Raw genomic sequence first — 20,507 nt, forward strand, 5'->3', positions numbered from 1 at the left:
TCCGGGCCGATCCAATGGGCTTACCAGATTTTCACGCGATCCTTGGGCGCCAGATAGATTTTGCCGCCCGGCGCGGGCTTGAACGCATCGTACCAGGCGTCGAAATTGCGCACGATGTCGGCGCGATATTGCGACGGCGCATGTGGATCGGTGACCAGGCGTTGGCGCAAATTGGCCTCGCGATAATTGCGCCGCCATACCTGCGCCCAGCCCAGGAAGAAGCGCTGGTCGCCGGTCGTGCCGTCGATCACGGGCGCGGGCTTGCCGCCCTGCGAGGCATGATAGGCGTCAAGCGCGACAGCCAGCCCGGCCAGATCGCCGATATTTTCGCCCATGGTAAAGGCGCCCTTCACATGCGCACCGGGGAAGGGTTCATAGGCGTCATATTGCGCGCCCAGCTTGTCGGTCAGTCCCTTGAACGCGGCAACGTCGGCGTCGGTCCACCACTGGTTGAGCTTGCCGGTCTCATCATATTTCGCGCCCTGATCGTCGAAATGATGGCTCAGTTCATGGCCGATCACCGCGCCGATGCCGCCATAATTGACCGCCGGATCGGCATGGGGATCGAAGAAGGGCGGTTGCAGGATGGCGGCGGGGAAGACGATCTCCACCATGCCGAAATTGGCGTAGGCGTTGATCTCCATCGGGGTCATGCCCCATTCCCAGCGATAGATGGGCTTGCCGAGCTTGCCGACGTTATAGTCGAAGGCAAACTGGTTGGACCGCAGCGCATTGCCGAACAGGTCGTCCCTCTTGATGGTCAGGCCATCATAGTCGCGCCACTTGTCGGGATAGCCGATCTTGGGCGTGAAGGCGGCCAGCTTCTTGTGCGCGCGCGCCTTGGCCGTGTCGCTCATCCACGGCAGGCCATCGATGCGGCGGCCCATCGCGGCGATTACATTCTTGACCAGAACATCCATCGCCGCCTTGGTTTCGGGCGGGAAATATTGCGCGACATAGACTTTGCCGACTTCTTCGCCGAGCAATTCCTTGAGGAAATCGACGCCGCGCTTCCACCGCGCCTCGCGTTCGGGCGTGCCCGACAGAGTGGTGCCGTAGAAAGCGAAATCGGCATTGGCGATGCTGTCGGGCAGATCGTCGGCAAAGCTGTGCAGGCTGCGCAGCAGCAACGCGTCCTTGAGCACGCCGATCGGCGTCTTTGCAATCAGTGCGGCCTCACCGGTGATGGCGCTGGGCTGGGCGATCAGCAGGCTGGCGGGGGTCAGGCCGTTCGCCTGGTAAAAGGTCGCGAAGTCGAAGCCCGGCGCGGCCTTTTGCAAGTCGGCCAGCGTCATCTTGTTATAGGTCTTGTCGGCGTCGCGGCTGTCGACCTGGGTCCAGTGGACCTTGGCCACCGCGGTTTCGAACGCCATCAGGGCGGCGGCGCGCGCCTTGGCGTCACTCTCGCCCGCCAGGGTCAGCATCTTTTCCAGATGCGCGACATAGGCGGTGCGGATCGCCGCCATCTTCTCGCCCGGGTCCAGATAATAGTCGCGATCGGGTAGGCCCAGCCCGCCCTGGCTCATCGAGAGGATATAGGTTTCGGGGTCTTTATCGTCCTGCCCGACATAGAAGCGGAACGGTCCGGGAACCCCGGCGCGCCCGGCCTTGGCCGCGACCTGGGCATAGCCCTTCAGATCCTTGATCGCCTTGATCTCGGCCAGCCAGGGCTTGATCGGGGCAAGCCCCTTCGCCTCGACGGCGGCGGTGTCCAGATAGCTGGCATAGGCCGCCCCTATCTTGCTGTTCGGATCGGTCTTCGCCGCTTCCAATATGCCGCGCGTGCGTTCGCGCGACAGGTCGTCCAGCGTGTTGAAGGCGCCATAGTTGGACTTGTCGGCGGGGACCGGCGTGTTCTTCGCCCAAGTGCCATTGGCATAGTCGTAGAAATCGTCGCCGGGCTTCACCGACTTGTCCATGCCCGCGGCGTCGAAGCCATAGCTGCCATAGGTCGGCTTGGCGGAGTCGGCCGCCGTGGCGGCGGGCGGGGTTGCGGATTGGTCCGCATGGGCGACCGTGGCGGCCAAGGCCAGCGCCGTGGCGGCAGCACCCAGAAAGAGGGTTTTCATCAAAGCATTCCCTTGCTTGCGACAGATCGGGCGCGCGGGTAGCGCGCCCTGCGTGACAGGGACTTGAACGCGCGTACAACAATCTTGTCCATGTCGTTGGTCGAAAATTGTCGGCGATTGAAATATTAGGGAAGTGTGATGTGCGCGGCGAAGGCGGCGGCCAGCCCCCTAGCATCGACCTTGTCCAAATGCGGCAGGCGGCCAAGCGAGCGCACGCCCGCCAGTTGCGGGATAATCCGCTCATTTTCCGCATGGGCTTCGCCGATGAAGGCGATCCCGGATATGGGCACGTCGCGGGCCTTGAGCGCTTCGATGCTGAGCAGGCTATGGTTGATCGTGCCCAGCCCCGTTCGCGCGCACAGGATCACCGGCTTGCCCCAATAGGCGAAGAGGTCCGCCATCAGCAGCGTTTCGGATATCGGGACCAGCACGCCGCCTGCGCCCTCCACCACCAGCGGGCTGTCCACCCGGGGCAATGCCAATTGGTCCAAGGCGATCGACACGCCGTCGATCCGCGCCGCGAGATGGGGGAGGCGGGGGTTTTCAGGCGAAAGGCTTCGGGCAGGATGTGCGCGGCGGGCAGGCCGGAGAGCGTAGCGACCGTTTCCTTGTCGCCCTCGGGGTCGACCCCGGCCTGGATGGGCTTCCAATAATAGGCACCCAGCGCGCCTGCCAGGCCCGCGGCGAATACTGTCTTGCCGACGCCGGTATCCGTGCCGGTGACGACCAGGACGCTCATGCCATCGCCTTGCGCAGCACCTGGCCCAGCGCGGCGACATCGGCGCGCCCGACATTCAGGGTCAGCGATATGCGCAACCGGCTGGTGCCCGGCGGGACGGTAGGCGGGCGGATGCCGCGCACGTCGAAGCCTGCCTCCTGCAATGTCGCGGCCACCGCCATGGTGCGGGCATCCTCGCCCACGATCACCGGCACGATCTGGCTGCGCGGCGATGGCAGGCCCAGCGGCGCGCAGATCGCTTCGGCGGCATCCTGCCGCAGCGTCGTGAGACGATCGCGCAGGTCGCTCGCCTGCTCGATCCGGTCGAGCGCGGCCGATGCCGCCACCGCCATCAGCGGCGAGGGCGCGGTCGAAAAGATGAAGGCGCGCGCGCGGTTGATCAGATAATCGATATGCACGCGCGGGCCGCAGATCAGCGCGCCTTCCACGCCCATGGCTTTGCCGCAGGTATGTAGCGTGATGACATTGTGCAGCCCGTCGAGGCCCGCGGACAGGCCGCGCCCGCCCGGCCCGAACACGCCGGTGCCATGCGCTTCGTCCAGCAACAGCATCGCGCCATGGGTGGCGGCGAGTTTGGCCAGGTCGGTCAACGGCGCCATGTCGCCGTCCATCGAATAGAGCGTTTCCACCGCGATCCAGATGCGGCCCTTGCCCCCTTCAGCGCGGAAGGCGGCGATGAGGTCGGCGAAACTCTGCACATCGTTATGGCGGGCGAAGACCGCCGCCGCCTTGCTCATGCGGATGCCGTCATGGGCGCTGGCGTGGATCAGTTCGTCCGCGACGATCAGGTCGCCGCGTTGGGGCAGGGTGGCAAAGATGGCGAGATTGCCGGCGAAGCCGTTGGCGACGAACAAGGCCGCCTGGGTCCGAAAGAAATCGGCGGCCTTCGCTTCCAGTCCTTCATGTTCCGGCGCATTGCCGCGCAGCAGCCGCGATCCCCCCGAACCCACCGGCACGCCGCGTCCGATCGCATCGACCACCGCCTGCGCGATGATCGGATCGCCCGCAAGGCCGAGATAGTCGTTGGACGCGAAATCGCGGCCGGATCGGGCGATGAGGTGGCGCAACCGCCCGCGCGACTCCAGCGCGGCAAGCTGTGTGGCAAAGGGTTCGGCAGTCATGGCGCGGGCTATAGGCCCGGCCGCCGGAGGCGGCAAGCGGCGGCTTAACTTCGCACATTTCCCGCATATTTTGTCATTTATATTCCTATTTCGGACATAAGGTTACAATCACTGAATGGATGGTGGCCGGGTTTTCCCAGGCGTCAACATGCCATCGCCATCGCCTGTAGGACAGCCGGGTCTTATCCGCTGCACAGCTGCTGGTAGAGGGTGAAAAGATGCTCCACCCGCGCCCGGTCGGAGGCGAAGGGCGCCCGGCGATAGAGCCGGTCGACCGCCTGGTCGAGATCGCGATGCGCGCGGCGCAGGGCAAGCGGCATGGTGTAGGGATCATAGAGGTCGGCCAGGGTCGAGTCGGCATTTTGCGGCAGGGCGCGGGCGTCGAGCACGGCTTGGGCGAGTGACTCTACCGATGTCCGTTGTGCGGGGGTGGCGTCCGGCCAAGGGAATGTATTATAGACCACGCCAACGGAATACATATAGTCGCTCTTCATCCGCCCGGTGATCTGGCGCATCCAGGCCATATGCATGCGGCTGGTGAGGATGGCGAACTCCCAGAGGGAGGCGTCGAGCAAAACCCTGAGCTTCTGGTTAGGGACGATCGACGGTTCTATCCATCCGATCGGGATATAGTCCCGCCGTTCGGACGATGTATTGGGTATGACGAGATAAGGCCGCTCCGGCAGCACGGTGACATGCCATTGGGTTGGGGTGTCCGCCAACGCCTGCGTCGTGCGACTGCCGCTGGATCTGCGCCATTCCCGAACCTCGTTCAGACGTTGCCTGACCAAGGGCAATTGACGCAGCTTGTCCGGGGCTATGTCGGCCGTGACGATCACCCACCGGACATAGCCATTGATGAATTCATGTGCGCCCTGATAGGGGCGCAGCAACGGTTCGGCGTTCGGCTCGGCCTCCAAAAGGGCTGCACGATCGTCTGAGCCGAGTACGAGGAAGCCTCCGTCCAACGGCTTGGAACCGGTCTTCAGCCGCCGCGCGCTGTTGATCGGCCGTCCCTCCTCCCGCACCACAAGATGGCGGTCGGCCGCACCGGCATCGAACAGATAGGCGGTGAGCGCCCCGTGGCGGGTTTCGACCGGCGCGCCCTTTGCGTCGGCATAGCTGAACAGGCGTTTGTCCTTTGGCGCGCTGGCCCGCGGCGCGAGGCCGATGATCACGCAATGCACCGCCGCGCGGCCGGGCCAGACGAAGGGGCGGTGGGCGAAGGCGATCTCCATGTCTTCGCGAAAGAGCAGCGGCCAGAGCTGCGCCACCTGCTCGCCCTGCACGATGCTGTTGGTCGCGACGAAAGCGATATGCGCCCCGCCCGCTGCGGCGAAGCGGGCGGCCTTGATGAACCATGCGGCGACATAGTCGAGCGTGCCGCCGCTGCCTGGCAGGGCGGCGATGCGGCGCAGCTGCGCGCGCTGGGCCTCCGTCTGATATTTGGCGCCGATGAAGGGCGGGTTGCCGACGATATAGCTGCATCGTTCTGGTGGCAGCAAGGTCGCCCATTCCAGTTCCAGCGCGTCGCCATGGCGGATATTGGGTGCGGTGACGAGCGGGATGCGGGCATAGGGACGGCCGAAATCCTCGCCCAGCCGGGTGTTGGCGATATGGTCGGTCATCCACAGCGCGACCTGCGCGATCTGGCTGGGAAATTCGTCGATCTCGATGCCGTGGAAGCGATCGACGTTGAGGCGGGTCAATTCGGCGACGTCCAGCACCTGCTGCACCGGGCCGCCGACGATCAGCCGCTCGCGGATGATCTCCCGCTCCAGTTCGCGCAATTCGCGATAGGCGACCACCAGGAAATTGCCCGCACCGCAGGCGGGGTCGAGGAAAGTGAGGCCCGCCATCCTCTCCTGCAACCGGCGCAGCGCCGCGTCCCGGCCGGATCGCAGCGCGCAGGCGCGGTCGAATTCGGCGCGCAGATCGTCCAGGAACAGCGGGCCGATGACTTTCAGGATCGCCTCTTCAGGCGTGTAGTGCGCGCCTTGCTTGCGGCGCGTCACCGTGTCGATCACGCTTTCGAACAGCGACCCGAAGATGGCGGGCGACACTTCGCCCCAGTTGAACAGGCTGGCGTCGATCAGCATCTGGCGCATGGCCGCGTCGAACACGGGCGTTGCGATGCGGCCGGAAAAGAGCGCGCCGTTGATATAGGGAAATTCGGCGAGGTCCGCGTCCAGCCCCTGTTGCCGACGGTCGGGCGGGGTATCGAGCACTTCGAACAATTCGATCAGCCAGCGGCCAAGGTCGCGTCCGTCGGCGCTGGTGCGGGTTTCGAGGAAGAGGAGAAATTGTTCGCGCCGCTCGAAAATGCCGGTGTCGTCGGCGAAGAGGATGAAGAGCAGGCGGACGAGCAGCCGTTCCAGATCATGACCGACATAGCCGCGCGCGGCCAAGCCATTGTGCAGGCGGCCCATCAGGTCGGTCGCCTTGCGGTTCACCGGCGACTGGTTGCGCAGCAGTTGCGGCTTGACGCCCAGGATGAAGTCGAACGCCTCGACATGGCGTTTGAGGTCGGGCAGCGGGAAATGCCATTGCCGCCGCGTTTCCAGGTCGAGCAGTTCGAACCGCTGAAAATCGCACACCATCATGTGGCGCGGCCGCTGTTCTTCCGGCAGCCAGTCATGATAGTCGAGCGCCTGGGCCATGGCGCGGTCGAGATTGCGGCCGATGCTCTTCTGTTCGACGATCAGCGTGCCGGGCCAGAACAGGTCGATGAACCCGCCGGTGCGGCGCGCGTCCAGCGCCTTCACCCGCTGTTCGTACACCGCCACCTGTTTGCGGGGGACGCCGAAAATGGCGAAAAATTCGTCGTAGAAGCTGTGGGTCTGGCCCTTCTCATAGCCCTTGCCGTGCCATTCGGCCGAAAAATGAGCGGCGTTCGCGCGAATTTCCGGCCAGCTCAGACGCATGCTTTCCCTCCCCCGATGAGACGGGGAAAGGGCTGGCGGATCAGGCGGTTGGGGCCAAGCGAAGCTCCATCCGTTATGGCGGAAAGGAGGAGCCAGAGCAGCGCCCTGTCAATCGGGATGATTTATATCCGCTCGCCCTCAGCCTGTCGAAGGGCCGTACTTCCCAAGAAAGTGCAGGGCTTCGACAGGCTCAGCCCGAACGGCTCTTATATAAATCCCGATGCGCTAGAAACTGAAGCTGAGCGAAACGGATGCAACATTGTCGTTGCTGTCGTCGGCGTCGGGGCGGAAGCCGTGCTGGTGCAGATAGCCGATTTCCGCATTCACATTTTTGGCGACCGGCGTGGTGATGGCGATCAGGTTGCGCATCCGCTCTTCGCCCTGGACCCGCTGGAAATTGGTCTTGTTGAGGTCGAAGAAGCTCTCATGGCTCAGCACCAGCGCGGTCTTGCCGCCTTCATGAAAGGGCAGGACCAGCTTCACATAGGGGCGCACGCGCCAGGCGGTGCCGTCCACCCCGTCGCGCCACCGTTCCTCCAGCCGCATCCGGGCGCTCAGCATCGCCGGTCCGATCCTGACGATATTGTCGAACGTCACCTGCTGGCGGCCGCGATGTTCCATCACGGTGAAGTCGCCGCCGTCATATTGCGGGTCATGGGTATAGCCCGCCCAGACCGTCACGGCCTTCGACAATTTATAGCCGACCAGCGTGTTGGATTCGATTTCGTACAATCCCTTGCGATCGTCGCTGAAGCGGGCGACGATCTCCTGCGACAGGCGCCAATGGTCGCTCAGCTTCACGGTCGCGCTGGCGGTGGTCCACAGCTGCTCATCCTGGCTGGCATGGGCGGTGGCGGGCAGCGCGAAGGCGGCCAGCAGGGGTAGAACAACATGGATCGGGCGCATGGGCATCATCTCCACCGTCGATCATGACGGTGCCGCGCCACTATGACGCGCTCATGACTCCATCGTTACGAATATATTGCAATTTGATGACGCTACATGTCCACATCATGTCTGGTCGACGATCTCAGGCCGCGCGCATCGCAACCAGCGGCGCCAGCACGGCGCGGTTGCGGCCGCTGCGCTTGGCTTCGTACAGCGCGGCATCGGCGGCGGCGAGCCAGTCCTGGCTGGACATGCGCCCCGCGCCAATCGCCGCCACGCCGAAGCTGGCGGTGACGCGCAGCGGCGGATCATGCGCGATCTCCAACGCGGCGATCGCCGCGCAAAAGCGGCGGGCCGCCGCCAAAGCATCCGCCTCGCTCGTTTCGGGCAGCAGCAGCGCAAATTCCTCCCCCGATCCGGCCGAGCGAATCGCTGGGGCGGGACAGGCCGGCGCAGCATGTGGCGACCGCTTCGATCACGCGGTCGCCGACGGGATGGCCGTAAGTGTCGTTGACCCGCTTGAAATGATCGATGTCCAGCAGGACCAGCGCGGCCGGGCGCTGGTAGCGGATGAACAGGGCGATGCGCTTGTCTATGTCGGCGACGAAGGCGCGCCTGGTCATCGCGCCGCTCAGATGGTCGCGCTCGGCCAGCAGGCGCAATTCCATCTGTTCGACCACGATCGGGGCCAGCCCCTGCAATATCGCAATCTGTTCGGGCGGAAAATCGCGCGCGCGCGTGTCGATGGCGCACAGCGATCCGATATTATAGCCATCGGGCGTGCAGAGCGGCACGCCTGCATAGCTGCGGATGCCCGGATCGCCCGTCACCAATGGATTGTCGCGAAAGCGGGGGTCGGCGCAGGCGTCGGGAATGATCAGCGGTTCGTCCTGGCGGATGGCGTGGTCGCAAAAGGCCTCGCTGCGGGGCGTTTCCAGCACATCCAGCCCGGCCATCGATTTGAACCATTGCCGATCCTTGTCGATCAGCGACACGGCCGATATCGGCACGTCGAACAGGGTGCGGATCAGCTGGGTCACCTTGTCGAAGGCGCCCTCCACCGGCGTGTCGAGGATTTCGTAGCGTTGCAGGGCGGCGATGCGGCCCGGTTCGTCATTCACTATCGCATGCATGGTCCGACATCCGCTGGTCCGGTTATGGCATGCCCGCCGGGGCATGACGACAAATCCCACGCGGCGCGGCCGCCCCCGTTCGGCCAACCGCAAGCACAGGGTGCGCTCCCCTCTCAACAAAGGGTTAAGATATCGGCAGGCACGGGTGCGATGCGACCAGTCGAGCCGGTGATGGGGAGGAGAGGTGCCCCTCTCCTCCCCACCCGGTCAGCCTGTGTCAGCCGCCATGCGCCAGCGCGGCGAGCAGCAGCAGCGCGACGATGTTGGTGATCTTGATCATCGGGTTGACCGCCGGCCCCGCCGTATCCTTGTACGGATCGCCCACCGTATCACCCGTTACCGCGGCCTTGTGCGCTTCGCTGCCCTTGCCGCCATGATGGCCGTCCTCGATATATTTTTTGGCATTGTCCCACGCGCCGCCGCCCGACGTCATGGACAGGGCGACGAACAGGCCGGACACGATGACGCCCAGCAGCAAGGCGCCCAAGGCCGCAAAGCCGTTATCGCTGCCCGCCACCGCCGTGATCGCGAAATAGACGATGATCGGCGCCAGCACCGGCAACAGGGATGGGACGATCATTTCCTTGATCGCCGCCTTGGTCACCAGATCGACCGTGCGGGCATAATCGGGCTTGCTGGTGCCATCCATGATGCCCTTATTCTCGGCGAACTGGGCGCGCACGTCCTTCACCACGTCGCCCGCCGCGCGGCCCACCGCGGTCATGCCCATCGCGCCGAACAGATAGGGCAGCAGCGCGCCCAGCAGCAGGCCGACGATGACATAGGGGTTTTTCAAGCTGAAATCGACCGGCTCGGTCAGGCCCAGCGCCGCGCCATAATAGTCGAGATCCTGGGTGAAGGTGCCGAACAGCACCAGGGCGGCCAGGCCCGCACTGCCGATGGCATAGCCCTTCGTCACCGCCTTGGTCGTGTTGCCGACCGCATCCAGCGCATCGGTCTTCACCCGGACGCTGTCGTCCAGATGCGCCATCTCCGCGATGCCGCCCGCATTGTCGGTGACAGGACCATAAGCGTCGAGCGCCACCACCATGCCCGCCAGCGCCAGCATCGCCGTCGCGGCGAAGGCGATGCCCATCAGGCCCGCCAGCTGGAAGGCGACGATGATGCCGACGACGATCACCAAAGTGGGCAACGCGGTCGATTCCAGGCTGATCGCCAGCCCCTGAATGACATTGGTGCCATGGCCGGTTTCGGACGCCTTGGCGATCGACCGGACCGGGCGATAGTTGGTGCTGGTATAATATTCGGTGATGACGACCAGCAGGCCGGTAACGGCCAGGCCCACCAGCATCGCCCAGAACAGCCGGATGCCGGTATAGCCGCCGACCCCGTCCAGATCCGCGCCGAACACGGTGTTGAGGTCGCCCAGCGTATATTGGGTGGCGAAGTAAATGGCCGGGATCGACAGGATCGCCGTGGTCCAGAACCCCTTGTAGAGCGCGCCCATGATCGACTGGCCGCTGCCGAGCCGTACCATATAGGTGCCGATGATCGACGTGACGATGCACACCCCGCCGACGATCAGCGGCAGCGCCATCAGCTTCATCAGGAAGGCATTGTCCACGCCGGTGACCAGCAAAGCGGTCAGCACCATGGTCGCGCCGACGGTGACGACATAGGTTTCGAACAGATCGGCCGCCATGCCCGCGCAATCGCCGACATTGTCGCCGACATTGTCCGCGATGACGGCAGGGTTGCGTGGGTCATCCTCCGGAATGCCTGCTTCCACCTTGCCCACCAGGTCCGCGCCGACATCCGCCGCCTTGGTGAAGATGCCGCCGCCAAGCCTGGCGAAGATGGAGATGAGCGATGCGCCGAAGGCCAGCGCCACGAGGCTGTCGATCACCAGCCGGTCGTCGGGCGCATGGCCCGCCGGGCCGGTCAGATACCAGAAGAAGAGGCTGATCGCGAGCAGCGCCAGCCCCGCCACCAGCATGCCGGTGATCGCGCCCGCCCGGAACGCCACCGTCAGCCCGCCTTGCAGCGTGCCGCGACAAGCTTCGGCGGTGCGGACATTGGCGCGCACCGATATGTTCATGCCGATAAAGCCCGCCGCCCCCGACAGGATCGCGCCGATCAGGAATCCGACGGCGGAGGTGACGCCCAGGAAAATGAGGACCAGCGCCGCCACAACCACACCGACGATGGCGATGGTGGTATATTGGCGGCCGAGATAGGCTTTGGCCCCCTCCTGGATCGCGCTGGCGATCGCTTGCATGGCGTCGTTGCCGGGTGACTGGCTCAACACCTGTCGACTGGTGATCAGGCCATAGATGATGGCCAGCAGGCCACACCCTATGGCGATATAGACAATCTGCATGGACGTTCCTCTCCCCCTGTTATGACTATCATCGGCCGCTCCGCAGGGAATGACGGGCGGACGAAGCGCGTAAGGGCGGGCGGCCGGACAGGGAGGGTCCGGCATCAAGCGCCGCGTCAATCAGCATCAGGATAGCGCACATGGGCGGTCCAACCGGGCTGAGAATAGGGTGGAAGGAAGCTACAGCGCCCACCGCCCGCGTCAAGATGGCTGACGCAGGGTCGTTCTGGCTAGGATCGCGCCTGCGCCACGATCGCCCGGGCGGCGCGGGTGACATCGTCCCAGGTCGCGTCGAACCCGGCATCGTCGCCAAAATAGGGATCGACCACGCCTGTGCCTTCCCGCCCCGGCACCAGGTCCATCAACAGGCGCAGGTCCGCCGTGCCGTCGGCCGGACGGATGCGCCGCAGGTTCCGAAGATTGTCGGCGTCGAGCGCGAAGATATGGGTGAAGCGGCGGAAGTCCGCCGCGCTGACCTGACGGCCCTTATAGCCGCTGATGTCGATGCCATAGCGCAGCGCCACCGCCTGCGCGCGCGGGTCGGGCGGGCTGCCCACATGCCAGTCGCCGGTCCCGGCCGAATCTACCGTCATGTCTATGCCTGCCTTTACTGCCTCTGCCCGCAGCGCGGCTTCGGCGAGGGGCGAGCGACAGATATTGCCGAGGCAGACGAAGAGGACGGAAGGCGGCGTCTTTGTTGCCATCATTCTGCGCCCAAAGCCGTTCGGCTCGAGCCTAGTCGAGGCACTGGTCGCGCGATAGCTTCTCGACTACGCTCGAAGCGAACGGATGTTGGATGCGGGGACGACATAGCGCTCATCCGTCGGCCGCGGCGGTGGAGAGGCCCAGGCCCGGCACGCCGATCGAGCGTTTGCCCGAAAAATCGGTGCGGGCGACGATGACGCCCAGTTTTTCCATATAGTCGATCAGCCGCCGCACCCGGCCGGGCGAACTGGTGCCATAGGCGCGGGCCAGCGCGACGTCGTCCGGGCAGGCCTGCCCCGCCATCGCCGCCCGCGCGATCAGCAGGAAAGGGGCGAGCATATCTTCGGGCAGTGGCTGCGCTGCCTTCATCGCGTCGGCCCAGCGCGGATCGTCGGCGTCCGCCATCCCCGCCTGCGCCATGGCGAAGCGCTTGCGGAAGGCAGGCAGGTCGAGCGGCGGGGTGCGCAGACCCTTCATCCGGCAACGGACGCCGAAATCTTGGTATAGGGTCGATACGCTGGGCTGCGCATCGCCCAGGTCGGCGACAATCTCTTCCAGTACGGCGACGACCACCGGCTCGTTCTGGCCGAAATCCAGTTCCGGCGCGGCGGGCTTGGCCGATGGCGCGTCGGCCAGCTGGCGGATGATATCCTCCGCCGCGCGCGGGGGCGGATCGGCGCGGGGGGCAGGCGTGGGCAGCGCGTCATCCTCATGCCCGGCGAACAGCAATTCCTGCAGATCCTCGCCACTGGTGGTGGGCGGGGCGATCAGCTTGTGCGTGCCGCCGCGCGTGCCGGTCTGCACCGCGCCGATCTTCACGGACACCGGCCGCCGGGCGATCGCCGGCCCCAAGCCCAGAAAGCGCCCGCGCTCCAGATCGCGAATCTGCTCCGCCTGCCGCCGCTCCATGCCCAGCAGGTCGGCGGCGCGCGCCATGTCGATGTCCAGGAAGGTGCGGCCCATCAGGAAATTGGACGCTTCGGCCGCGACATTCTTGGCGAGTTTCGCCAGACGCTGCGTCGCGATGACGCCCGCCAGCCCGCGCTTGCGCCCCCGGCACATCAGGTTGGTCATGGCAGCCAGCGACAACCGCCGCGCCTCGTCCGACACGTCGCCTGCGGAAACGGGCGCGAACATCTGCGCTTCGTCCACCACCACCAGCGCCGGATACCAATGGTCGCGCGGCGCATCGAACAGGGTCGACAGGAAGGTCGCGGCGCATTTCATCTGCGCCTCCAGCTCCAGCGATTCCAGGCTGAGCACCACAGACGCGCGATGTTCGCGGATGCGGCTCGCCATCTTGACGATCTCCCGCTCATTATAGTCGCCCGCGTCGATCACGACATGGCCGTACGCGTCGGCCAGGGTGACGAAATCCCCCTCCGGATCGATCACCACCTGCTGCACCATCGGCGCGGATTCTTCGAGCAGGCGGCGCAGCAGATGCGACTTGCCCGACCCCGAATTGCCCTGAACGAGCAGACGGGTGGCGAGCAATTCCTCGACATCGACCAGCACGTCCTTGCCGTGGCTGTCGGTCCCTATGCTGATGCTGGCGGTCACGATTGCGTCTTTGGCTCAGGGGGTGGGGGAGCGCAAGGGGCGGTGATGTCGGCCATGGCGATCAACTCCCCCTTATTCACGACGCCCGCTTGACCATTGCCATGCCGCAATGCAGCATCCCGCCCATGGCGACTCTCTCCCCGCGGGCGCACCTGCGATCACCCAAAATCCTGACATCCGCTATCTCGGGCGGCTGCTGGGGGATGTCATTCGCGCTTATGGCGGGGACAAGCTCTACAAGCAGACCGAATATATCCGTTCCGCGTCGGTCGATCGCGCGCGCGGATTGCAGGGGGCGGACCTGACGGATACCGGGCTGGATGCGCTGGGGCTGGACGATACGCTCAACTTCACGCGCGGGTTCATGCTGTTTTCGATGCTCGCCAACCTGGCCGAGGACCGGCAGGGGGTCGCGGCCGAGCCGGGCGCGGACGTCGCGTCGGTGGTGGAGCGGCTGGCGTCGCACGGGATCGATCGCGACGCGGTGCTGGATCTGCTGTCGCACGCGCTGATCGTCCCGGTGCTGACCGCCCACCCGACCGAGGTGCGGCGCAAGAGCATGATCGATCATAAGAACCGCATTGCCGACCTGATGCGGCTCAAGGATGCGGGCCGCAGCGAGACGGACGATGGCGAGCAGCTGGACGAGGCGATCTTCCGCCAGATCGCGCTGCTGTGGCAGACGCGCCCGCTGCGCCGCGAGAAATTGTTCGTTGCCGATGAGATCGACAATGTGCTCGCCTATTTCCGCGATACCTTTCTGCCGGTGCTGCCCGCGCTCTATGCGCGGTGGGAGCGGGTGCTGGGCGCGCGGCCGCAAAGTTTCTTGCGGGTGGGGTCGTGGATCGGCGGGGATCGCGACGGCAATCCCTTCGTCCAGGCGCCGCAGCTGGAGTTCGCGCTGAAACGCGGCTGCCAGGCGGCGATCGGCTATTATCTCGAAGCGCTGCATGCGCTGGGCGCGGAACTCTCGCTCTCGACCGAACTGGCCCATGTGCCCCAGGCGGTGCTGGACCTGGCCGACGCCAGCGGCGACGGATCGCCCAGCCGCCAGGACGAACCCTATCGCCGCGCGATCTCGGGCATTTACGCACGGCTGGCGGCGACCTGCGTCGCACTGACCGGGGCGCAGCCCGCGCGGCCATCGGCACTGAAGGGAGACGCCTATGCGATGCCGCAGGATCTGCGCCGCGATCTGGTGACGGTGGCGCAGGGGCTGGCGAGCGAAGGCGATGGCGCGCTGGCGACCGGGGGCGCGCTCGGGCGGCTGATCCGTGCGGTGGAGACGTTCGGCTTCCACCTCGCCACGCTCGACATGCGGCAGAACAGCGCCGTGCATGAGCGGGTAGTGGCGGAACTGCTTAGGCAAGCAGGCGTGGAGGCGGACTATCTGGCGCTCGACGAATATGCGCGGATTGCGCTGCTGCGCCGGGAACTGGCGAGCAACCGGCCGCTGGGATCGCGCTTTTCCGCTTATGGCGAAGAAACGACGTCGGAACTGGCGATTGTCCATGCCGCCGCGACCGCGCACCGCATCTACGGCCCGGCCTGCATCACCCATTATATCATTTCCAAGGCCGAAAGCGTGTCCGACCTGCTGGAGGTCAACATCCTGCTGAAGGAAGCGGGGCTGTGGCAGGCGGGCGTGGATGGCGCGCCGCCGCAGGCCGCGATCATGGCGATCCCGCTGTTCGAGACGATCGCCGATCTGGAGGCCGCGCCATCCATCATGACCGCCTATTTCGGCCTGCCCGAAATCGCCGGCGTGGTGAAGGCGCGGGGCCATCAGGAAGTGATGATCGGCTATTCCGACAGCAACAAGGATGGCGGCTACATCACATCGACCTGGAGCTTGTACAAGGCGAGCAAGGCGCTGGAGCCGGTGTTCGCGCAGGCCGGGGCGGCTATGCAGCTGTTCCACGGGCGGGGCGGCGCGGTCGGGCGCGGCGGCGGGTCGGCCTTCGCGGCGATCCAGGCGCAGCCGCGGGGAAGCGTACAGGGCCGCATCCGCATCACCGAACAGGGCGAGATGATCGCCGCGAAATTCGGGTCGCGCGACGTCGCCATGACCAATTTGGAGGCGATGACCAGCGCCACCCTGCTCGCCAGTCTGGAGCCGGAGGGGATATCGGATCGCGACGCCGCCCGGTTCAGCGCAGCGATGGACGAACTGTCGAAAAACGCCTTTGCCGCCTATCGCGACCTCGTCTACGGCACGGAGGGGTTCAAGGAATTTTTCCGCCAGTTGACCCCGATTCAGGAGATTTCGGGCCTCAAGATCGGATCGCGGCCGGCCAGCCGGACCAAGAGCAATGCGATCGAAGATCTGCGCGCCATACCCTGGGTGTTCAGCTGGGCGCAGGCGCGGGTAATGCTGCCGGGCTGGTATGGCGTGGGGCAGGCGCTGGACCAGTTTGAGGACAAGGCGTTGCTGGCCGATATGGGGCAGCATTGGTCGTTCCTGCAATCCGCGCTCGCCAATCTGGAAATGGTGCTGGCGAAGTCGGACCTGGGCATCGCCGCGCGCTACCTGCCGCTGGTGGAGGATCAGGCGGCGGGCGAGGCGATGTTCGGGCGCATCCGTGAGGGGTGGCAACAGGCGCATGACGGGCTGTTAGCGGCGACCGGCCAGTCGCGGCTGCTGGAGAAGAATCCGGCGCTGGACGAATCGATCCGCCTGCGCCTGCCCTATATCGAGCCGCTGAACCTGTTGCAGGTCGAATTGCTCAAGCGCCATCGCGCGGGCGAGGACGATCCGCGGATCAAGGAAGGGATCGAGCTGTCGATCAACGCGATCGCTACGGCGCTGCGGAATAGCGGGTAGGCCAGGAGAGCTAATCCTCCCTCCGTTCGCCCTGAGCCTGTCGAAGGGCTTTACTTGTCTTCGAAGAAGGGCGGGGCATAGACAGGCTCAGCCCGAACGGTGTAGGGGGCGGTGTGTAATCTAAAGCGCGCTACACCAGCCCCAATTTGCTCAATTCCCCCAGCAGCGCCGCGGGCATCGCGTCCAGGTCCTCCGCCTCGCCATCGTTCAGGTCGGGCGGAGCGTCGGCGTCTTCCAGATAGCGCCAGCCCTGATGCGCGCGCTTGGGCTTGCCGCGCACCGGGATCAGCCGGGGTTCCAGCCGGACCCAGTAGCGGCCCTGCCCGGTTTCCTCGAACCCCAATATCGGGCTGCGGCCGACCAGCATATGGCCGTGAATCCAGTAGAGCGACCCGCCCGTCATCTCCTCCACGCGCTTTGGCAGGTAGCGGGTGGTGATCCGCGCTTCGCCTTCATGGCTTTCCAGCCAGGCGCGTAAGGATGCGGGGCTTTCGCTGCGAAAGGCGATCTTGGTGATGTGGAGCGGCATGGGACAGCAGATGGGCGGGCGGGGCGGCCAGATCAATGATCAGGTGAGGAAGATCGTCGCCAGCCCCAGGAAGGTGAGGAAGCCCATCGAATTGGTCATCATCGTCACGAACACCGCCGAGGATACCGCCGGATCGACATTGCAGCGGTCGAGCGTGACCGGGATCAGCACGCCCGCCAGCCCCGCGACCATATTGTTCATCAGGATGGCGGTGGCGAACACCAACGACAGTCCCAGTTCGCCGTAGATGAGGTAGGAGCCGATGCCGATCAGGAATCCCAGCACCGATCCGTTGGTTGCGGCGATGCGAAATTCCCGGCCGATGATGCGCAGCGTGTTGGAACTGGTAACCTGATTGGTGGCGATGGCGCGCACCATGACCGCCAGCGTCTGCGTCCCCGCATTGCCGCCCATGCCCGACACGATGCCCATCAGCGCCGCCAGGATCGCCAGATGTTCGATCGTGCGTTCGAACAGGCCCACCACCGATGCGGCGATCATCGCCGTGCCCAAATTGACGACCAGCCAGACCAGGCGCGTGCGCACCGTCATCAGGATCGGCTGGTTGATGTCGCCTTCGCCCGCACCCGACAGGCGCAATATGTCCTCGCCCGCTTCTTCGGCGATGATGTGGACCACGTCATCGACCGTGATCATCCCGACCAGCCGGCCCGCCGAATCGACCACGGCGGCGGAGATCAGCGCATATTTCTGGAAGCGCAGCGCGACTTCCTCCTGGTCCATGTCGACCGGGATCAGCGTCTGTTCGCGCTTCATCAGGTCGGCCATGGCGATGCCGCGCGGGCAGGTGAGAATCCAGCTGAGCTGGCAATAGCCGATCGGCCGATGCATCGCATCGACCACATAGATTTCCCAGAAATCGCGGGTCAGGTCGTCATTGTCGCGCAGATAGTCGATCACCTGGCCGACCGTCATATGATCGGGCACCGCGACCAGATCGCGCTGCATCAGGCGCCCGGCGGATTCCTCGGGATAGGATAGCGCGCTTTCGATCGCCGCGCGGTCTTCGGGGTCGAGCGCGTCGAGGACGGCCTGCTGGTCGGCCTCCTCCATATCCTCGATCATCGCGACGGCGTCGTCGGTATCGAGTTCGGCGGCAAATTCGGCGACCTGTTCGGGCGCCAGCGCGCCGATCAGGTCATCGCGCACATAGTCGTTAAGTTCCGACAGCACTTCCGCGCCGACCAGATCGCCGAGCGCAGCGGCCACCCGGGCGCGCCGTTCCGATGGGGCCAGTTCCAGAAGGTCGGCGATGTCGGCGGGATGCAGCGGCGAGACCAGCTCGCGCGCCTTTTCATTGTCGCCATCCTCCACCGCGTCGAGCACGGCGGACAGGAATTCGGGCTTCAGCCGATCATCCTCGTCCAGGCCGGTTTCGGCCTGGTCGAGGATCGCTTCATCGTCCGTGTCGTCCCCACGCAACAGGGGTTCGGCTGCATCGCCGCGCTGGTTCATAGCGCCCCCTACTGTCCGGTTCCTGTAACATTCGGTTGCTTTCGCCCATGCAGCATGGAATTGCAATGGGGGTGAGGCCGGTGGACGGCTTCTCCACAAGAAACTTCCATCCCCTTTTGAAGCCTCTATATGGGGGCATCACCCTTCCCCTATTTTGAGAGGATGCTTCATGGCCGACGAAACCCTTACCCTTACTCTCGACAGCGGCGGCGACGTCGTGATCAAGCTGCGCCCTGACCTAGCCCCCGGCCATGTCGAGCGCATCGTGACGCTCGCCAAGGACGGCTTTTACGACGGCGTGGTCTTCCACCGCGTCATCCCCGGCTTCATGGCGCAGGGCGGCGATCCGACCGGCACCGGCATGGGCGGATCGAAGCTGCCCGACATCAAGGCCGAGTTCAGCCGCCAGCCGCATGTGCGCGGCGTCTGCTCAATGGCCCGTTCGTCCAACCCGAACAGTGCCAACAGCCAGTTCTTCATCTGCTTCGACGACGCGACCTTCCTGGACGGCCAATATACCGTCTGGGGCGAAGTGACGTCGGGCATGGAACATGTCGACGCCCTGCCCAAGGGCGAGCCGCCGCGCACGCCGGGCAAGATCGTCACGGCGACCGTGGCTTAAGATCAGCCTGATATCGGATTGCAAAAGGCGCCCGGTCGATCAGATCGGGCGCCTTTTTCGTTCATGCGCCTTGGGTCATCAGGGCGAAGGGACAGATGTTTCAGACCCTATGGTCTTTTCGCCATCCCGTCGGTCATGGAAATGGCCTGCGCGGTGCCATTGTCTGCGGGCGCATCCTCAGCGGGCGGCTGATAGGCGCCGATCGCCTCGATATGCCAGCGCCGCTGTTCTTTTGTCGATCCGGCGGCATCTTCGATCCGGCGCAGCACCACCTGCCGCAACGTGTGCCAGGGCTGGCCATTGGCGGCGATGCGGCCATAGACCTGCACCGGCACCGTCACATAGGTCGATCCGGCACCCGATCCAGCCGCGCCTTCGGGGTCCGACGGCACGCCGATATTGGCATGGATTTCACTGAAGCCGCGGAAGCGCGCGGCGAAATGTGCGTCGTCCTGCGATCCGATCGCGCCGCTCTGGTCCCATAGATCCTGTGCGTCGCCAAAGCGTTTTTCTTCCAGCAGGCCATAATAGCCCTGCACCACCTGTGCCGCGCCCTGCGCGCTGTCGGGATCGATCGATCCTTCCGCATTGGGCGCGGGCGCGACCGGCAGGCCGCCCGGCGTGCCGGGGGCGGGCGGGTTCAGCGGTTCCATCACCGCCATCGCCTCCGTCCGCACATTATTTTCCACCTGCGCGGCATTGGCCCCGTTGGCGAGATTGTCGATGGCGCTTTCCTCCCGCCCGTCGCAGGCCGCGACGAGCAGGAGGGTCAGCAGAGCGGCGGTCCTGGTGGTTGGCCGCATCAGTTCGGGCGCGCCCTGGACCGATCGCGTCCGCCGCCGCCCGATCGCGGCCCGCCACCCCAACTGCGCTGGGATCGCGGCTGGCCCATCTGCGGCCGGTCGGGGCGAGCCTGGGGTTGGCGCAGGCCGGGTTGCGGCACGGGTCGTGCGCCGTCATTGCCGCGCCAGCCACGCCCCTGGCCGCCATCGCGGCCCCAGTTCCGGCCTCTATCCACACCATCGCCACCCTGCGGCGGGCGCGGGCGCGCCCAATTGCCATTGCCGTCGCGCGGCGGGCGATTGCCGCCCTGCCAGCCGCCGTCCGGGCCGCGATCGCGACCACGCCAGCGGCCATCACCGCGCCCGTCGCCCCGGCGACCTTCCCAATAGCGGCGTTGGCCGTCATTCCAGCGCTGGCGTCGGCCGCCGCGGTCGTACACATAATAGCCGCTGCCGGGATAATAATAATTATCGTACCAGCCGCCAAAGCCGCCGGGCTGATAATAGCCGCTGTTCCAATAGGGATCATAGCCGCCGCCATAATAGCCGCTGCCCACGCTGACGCCGCCATATCCATAGCCGTCGTCATAGGCGCAACCGCCCAGAGCGAGCGCGCCCGCCAGACCTATCGCGGCCAGTAACCGATGTCGGATGCCCGTCATCGCCTTTCTCCTCATCACATATAATGCCATGCTTAACGCAGCGCGCTTGAATTGGTTGTGAATGGATTAGCCTTTTCAAGCCAGCGTTTATCGGGCGTTCAGAAAAGTCCATTGTCGTTCATCGGGGCG

The 20,507-nt window shown here is 65.2% G+C and carries 13 protein-coding genes and 2 pseudogenes; 2 read left to right on the forward strand and 13 right to left on the reverse strand.

The window, feature by feature from the left end; all coding sequences use genetic code 11:
• Positions 1-20 precede the first annotated feature (20 nt).
• From U5A89_RS20095 to U5A89_RS20135, 9 genes and pseudogenes are all read right to left on the reverse strand, one after another.
• Positions 21-2,069, reverse strand: a complete 2,049-nt coding sequence (locus tag U5A89_RS20095) for a M13 family metallopeptidase (RefSeq protein WP_338162757.1) — start codon at positions 2,067-2,069, stop codon at positions 21-23.
• 125 nt (positions 2,070-2,194) lie between these two features.
• Positions 2,195-2,808, reverse strand: a pseudogene (gene bioD, locus U5A89_RS20100) (dethiobiotin synthase).
• Entirely contained in the window at positions 2,805-3,929 is a 1,125-nt protein-coding gene (locus U5A89_RS20105) for an 8-amino-7-oxononanoate synthase (RefSeq protein ID WP_338162758.1), read from the reverse strand. Before U5A89_RS20105 ends, bioD begins: the two are co-directional and overlap by 4 nt.
• Before the next feature lie 182 nt (positions 3,930-4,111).
• A complete protein-coding gene (locus tag U5A89_RS20110; RefSeq protein WP_338162759.1) occupies positions 4,112-6,853 on the reverse strand; it encodes a DNA methyltransferase in 2,742 nt (913 codons plus the stop codon).
• 225 nt (positions 6,854-7,078) lie between these two features.
• Complete coding sequence (locus U5A89_RS20115) at positions 7,079-7,759, reverse strand: DUF2490 domain-containing protein (RefSeq protein WP_338162760.1); 681 nt, start codon at positions 7,757-7,759, stop codon at positions 7,079-7,081.
• 124 nt (positions 7,760-7,883) lie between these two features.
• Positions 7,884-8,874, reverse strand: a pseudogene (locus U5A89_RS20120) (sensor domain-containing diguanylate cyclase).
• A gap of 217 nt (positions 8,875-9,091) precedes the next feature.
• Complete coding sequence (locus tag U5A89_RS20125; RefSeq protein WP_338162761.1) at positions 9,092-11,215, reverse strand: sodium-translocating pyrophosphatase; 2,124 nt, start codon at positions 11,213-11,215, stop codon at positions 9,092-9,094.
• A gap of 230 nt (positions 11,216-11,445) precedes the next feature.
• The gene (locus tag U5A89_RS20130; protein WP_338162762.1) at positions 11,446-11,919 is read right to left on the reverse strand and encodes a low molecular weight protein-tyrosine-phosphatase; all 474 of its coding nucleotides are present in this window, start codon (positions 11,917-11,919) and stop codon (positions 11,446-11,448) included.
• 112 nt (positions 11,920-12,031) lie between these two features.
• Positions 12,032-13,483 (reverse strand): ATP-binding protein, encoded by a 1,452-nt coding sequence (locus U5A89_RS20135; RefSeq protein WP_338162763.1) that lies wholly within the window; start codon positions 13,481-13,483, stop codon positions 12,032-12,034.
• Positions 13,484-13,592: 109 nt separating this feature from the next.
• Between U5A89_RS20135 and ppc the strand changes: the two genes are divergently transcribed.
• The gene (gene ppc / locus U5A89_RS20140) at positions 13,593-16,307 is read left to right on the forward strand and encodes a phosphoenolpyruvate carboxylase (protein ID WP_338162764.1); all 2,715 of its coding nucleotides are present in this window, start codon (positions 13,593-13,595) and stop codon (positions 16,305-16,307) included.
• 130 nt (positions 16,308-16,437) lie between these two features.
• On the opposite strand, the gene U5A89_RS20145 is transcribed toward ppc, so the two are convergent.
• Together U5A89_RS20145 and mgtE are read right to left on the reverse strand one after the other, a co-directional pair.
• Positions 16,438-16,836 carry a DUF1489 family protein gene (locus U5A89_RS20145; RefSeq protein WP_338162765.1) on the reverse strand — a complete coding sequence of 133 codons (399 nt, stop codon included), beginning with the start codon at positions 16,834-16,836 and terminating at the stop codon, positions 16,438-16,440.
• 39 nt (positions 16,837-16,875) lie between these two features.
• A complete protein-coding gene (mgtE, locus tag U5A89_RS20150) occupies positions 16,876-18,312 on the reverse strand; it encodes a magnesium transporter (protein ID WP_338162766.1) in 1,437 nt (478 codons plus the stop codon).
• Between the two features lie 169 nt (positions 18,313-18,481).
• Between mgtE and U5A89_RS20155 the strand changes: the two genes are divergently transcribed.
• Positions 18,482-18,934: a peptidylprolyl isomerase gene (locus tag U5A89_RS20155; RefSeq protein WP_338162767.1), complete on the forward strand. Its 453-nt coding sequence runs from the start codon at positions 18,482-18,484 to the stop codon at positions 18,932-18,934.
• A gap of 107 nt (positions 18,935-19,041) precedes the next feature.
• Here U5A89_RS20155 and U5A89_RS20160 read toward each other — a convergent pair whose 3' ends face one another.
• Positions 19,042-19,737, reverse strand: coding sequence for a hypothetical protein (locus U5A89_RS20160; protein ID WP_338162768.1), 696 nt, complete (start codon positions 19,735-19,737; stop codon positions 19,042-19,044).
• Complete coding sequence (locus U5A89_RS20165; protein ID WP_338162769.1) at positions 19,737-20,378, reverse strand: peptidase; 642 nt, start codon at positions 20,376-20,378, stop codon at positions 19,737-19,739. The genes U5A89_RS20160 and U5A89_RS20165 overlap by 1 nt, the downstream gene beginning before the upstream one ends.
• Between the last annotated feature and the right edge of the window lie 129 nt (positions 20,379-20,507).

The organism is Sphingobium sp. HWE2-09 (genome assembly GCF_035989265.1).
In the GTDB taxonomy this organism is placed as follows: domain Bacteria; phylum Pseudomonadota; class Alphaproteobacteria; order Sphingomonadales; family Sphingomonadaceae; genus Sphingobium.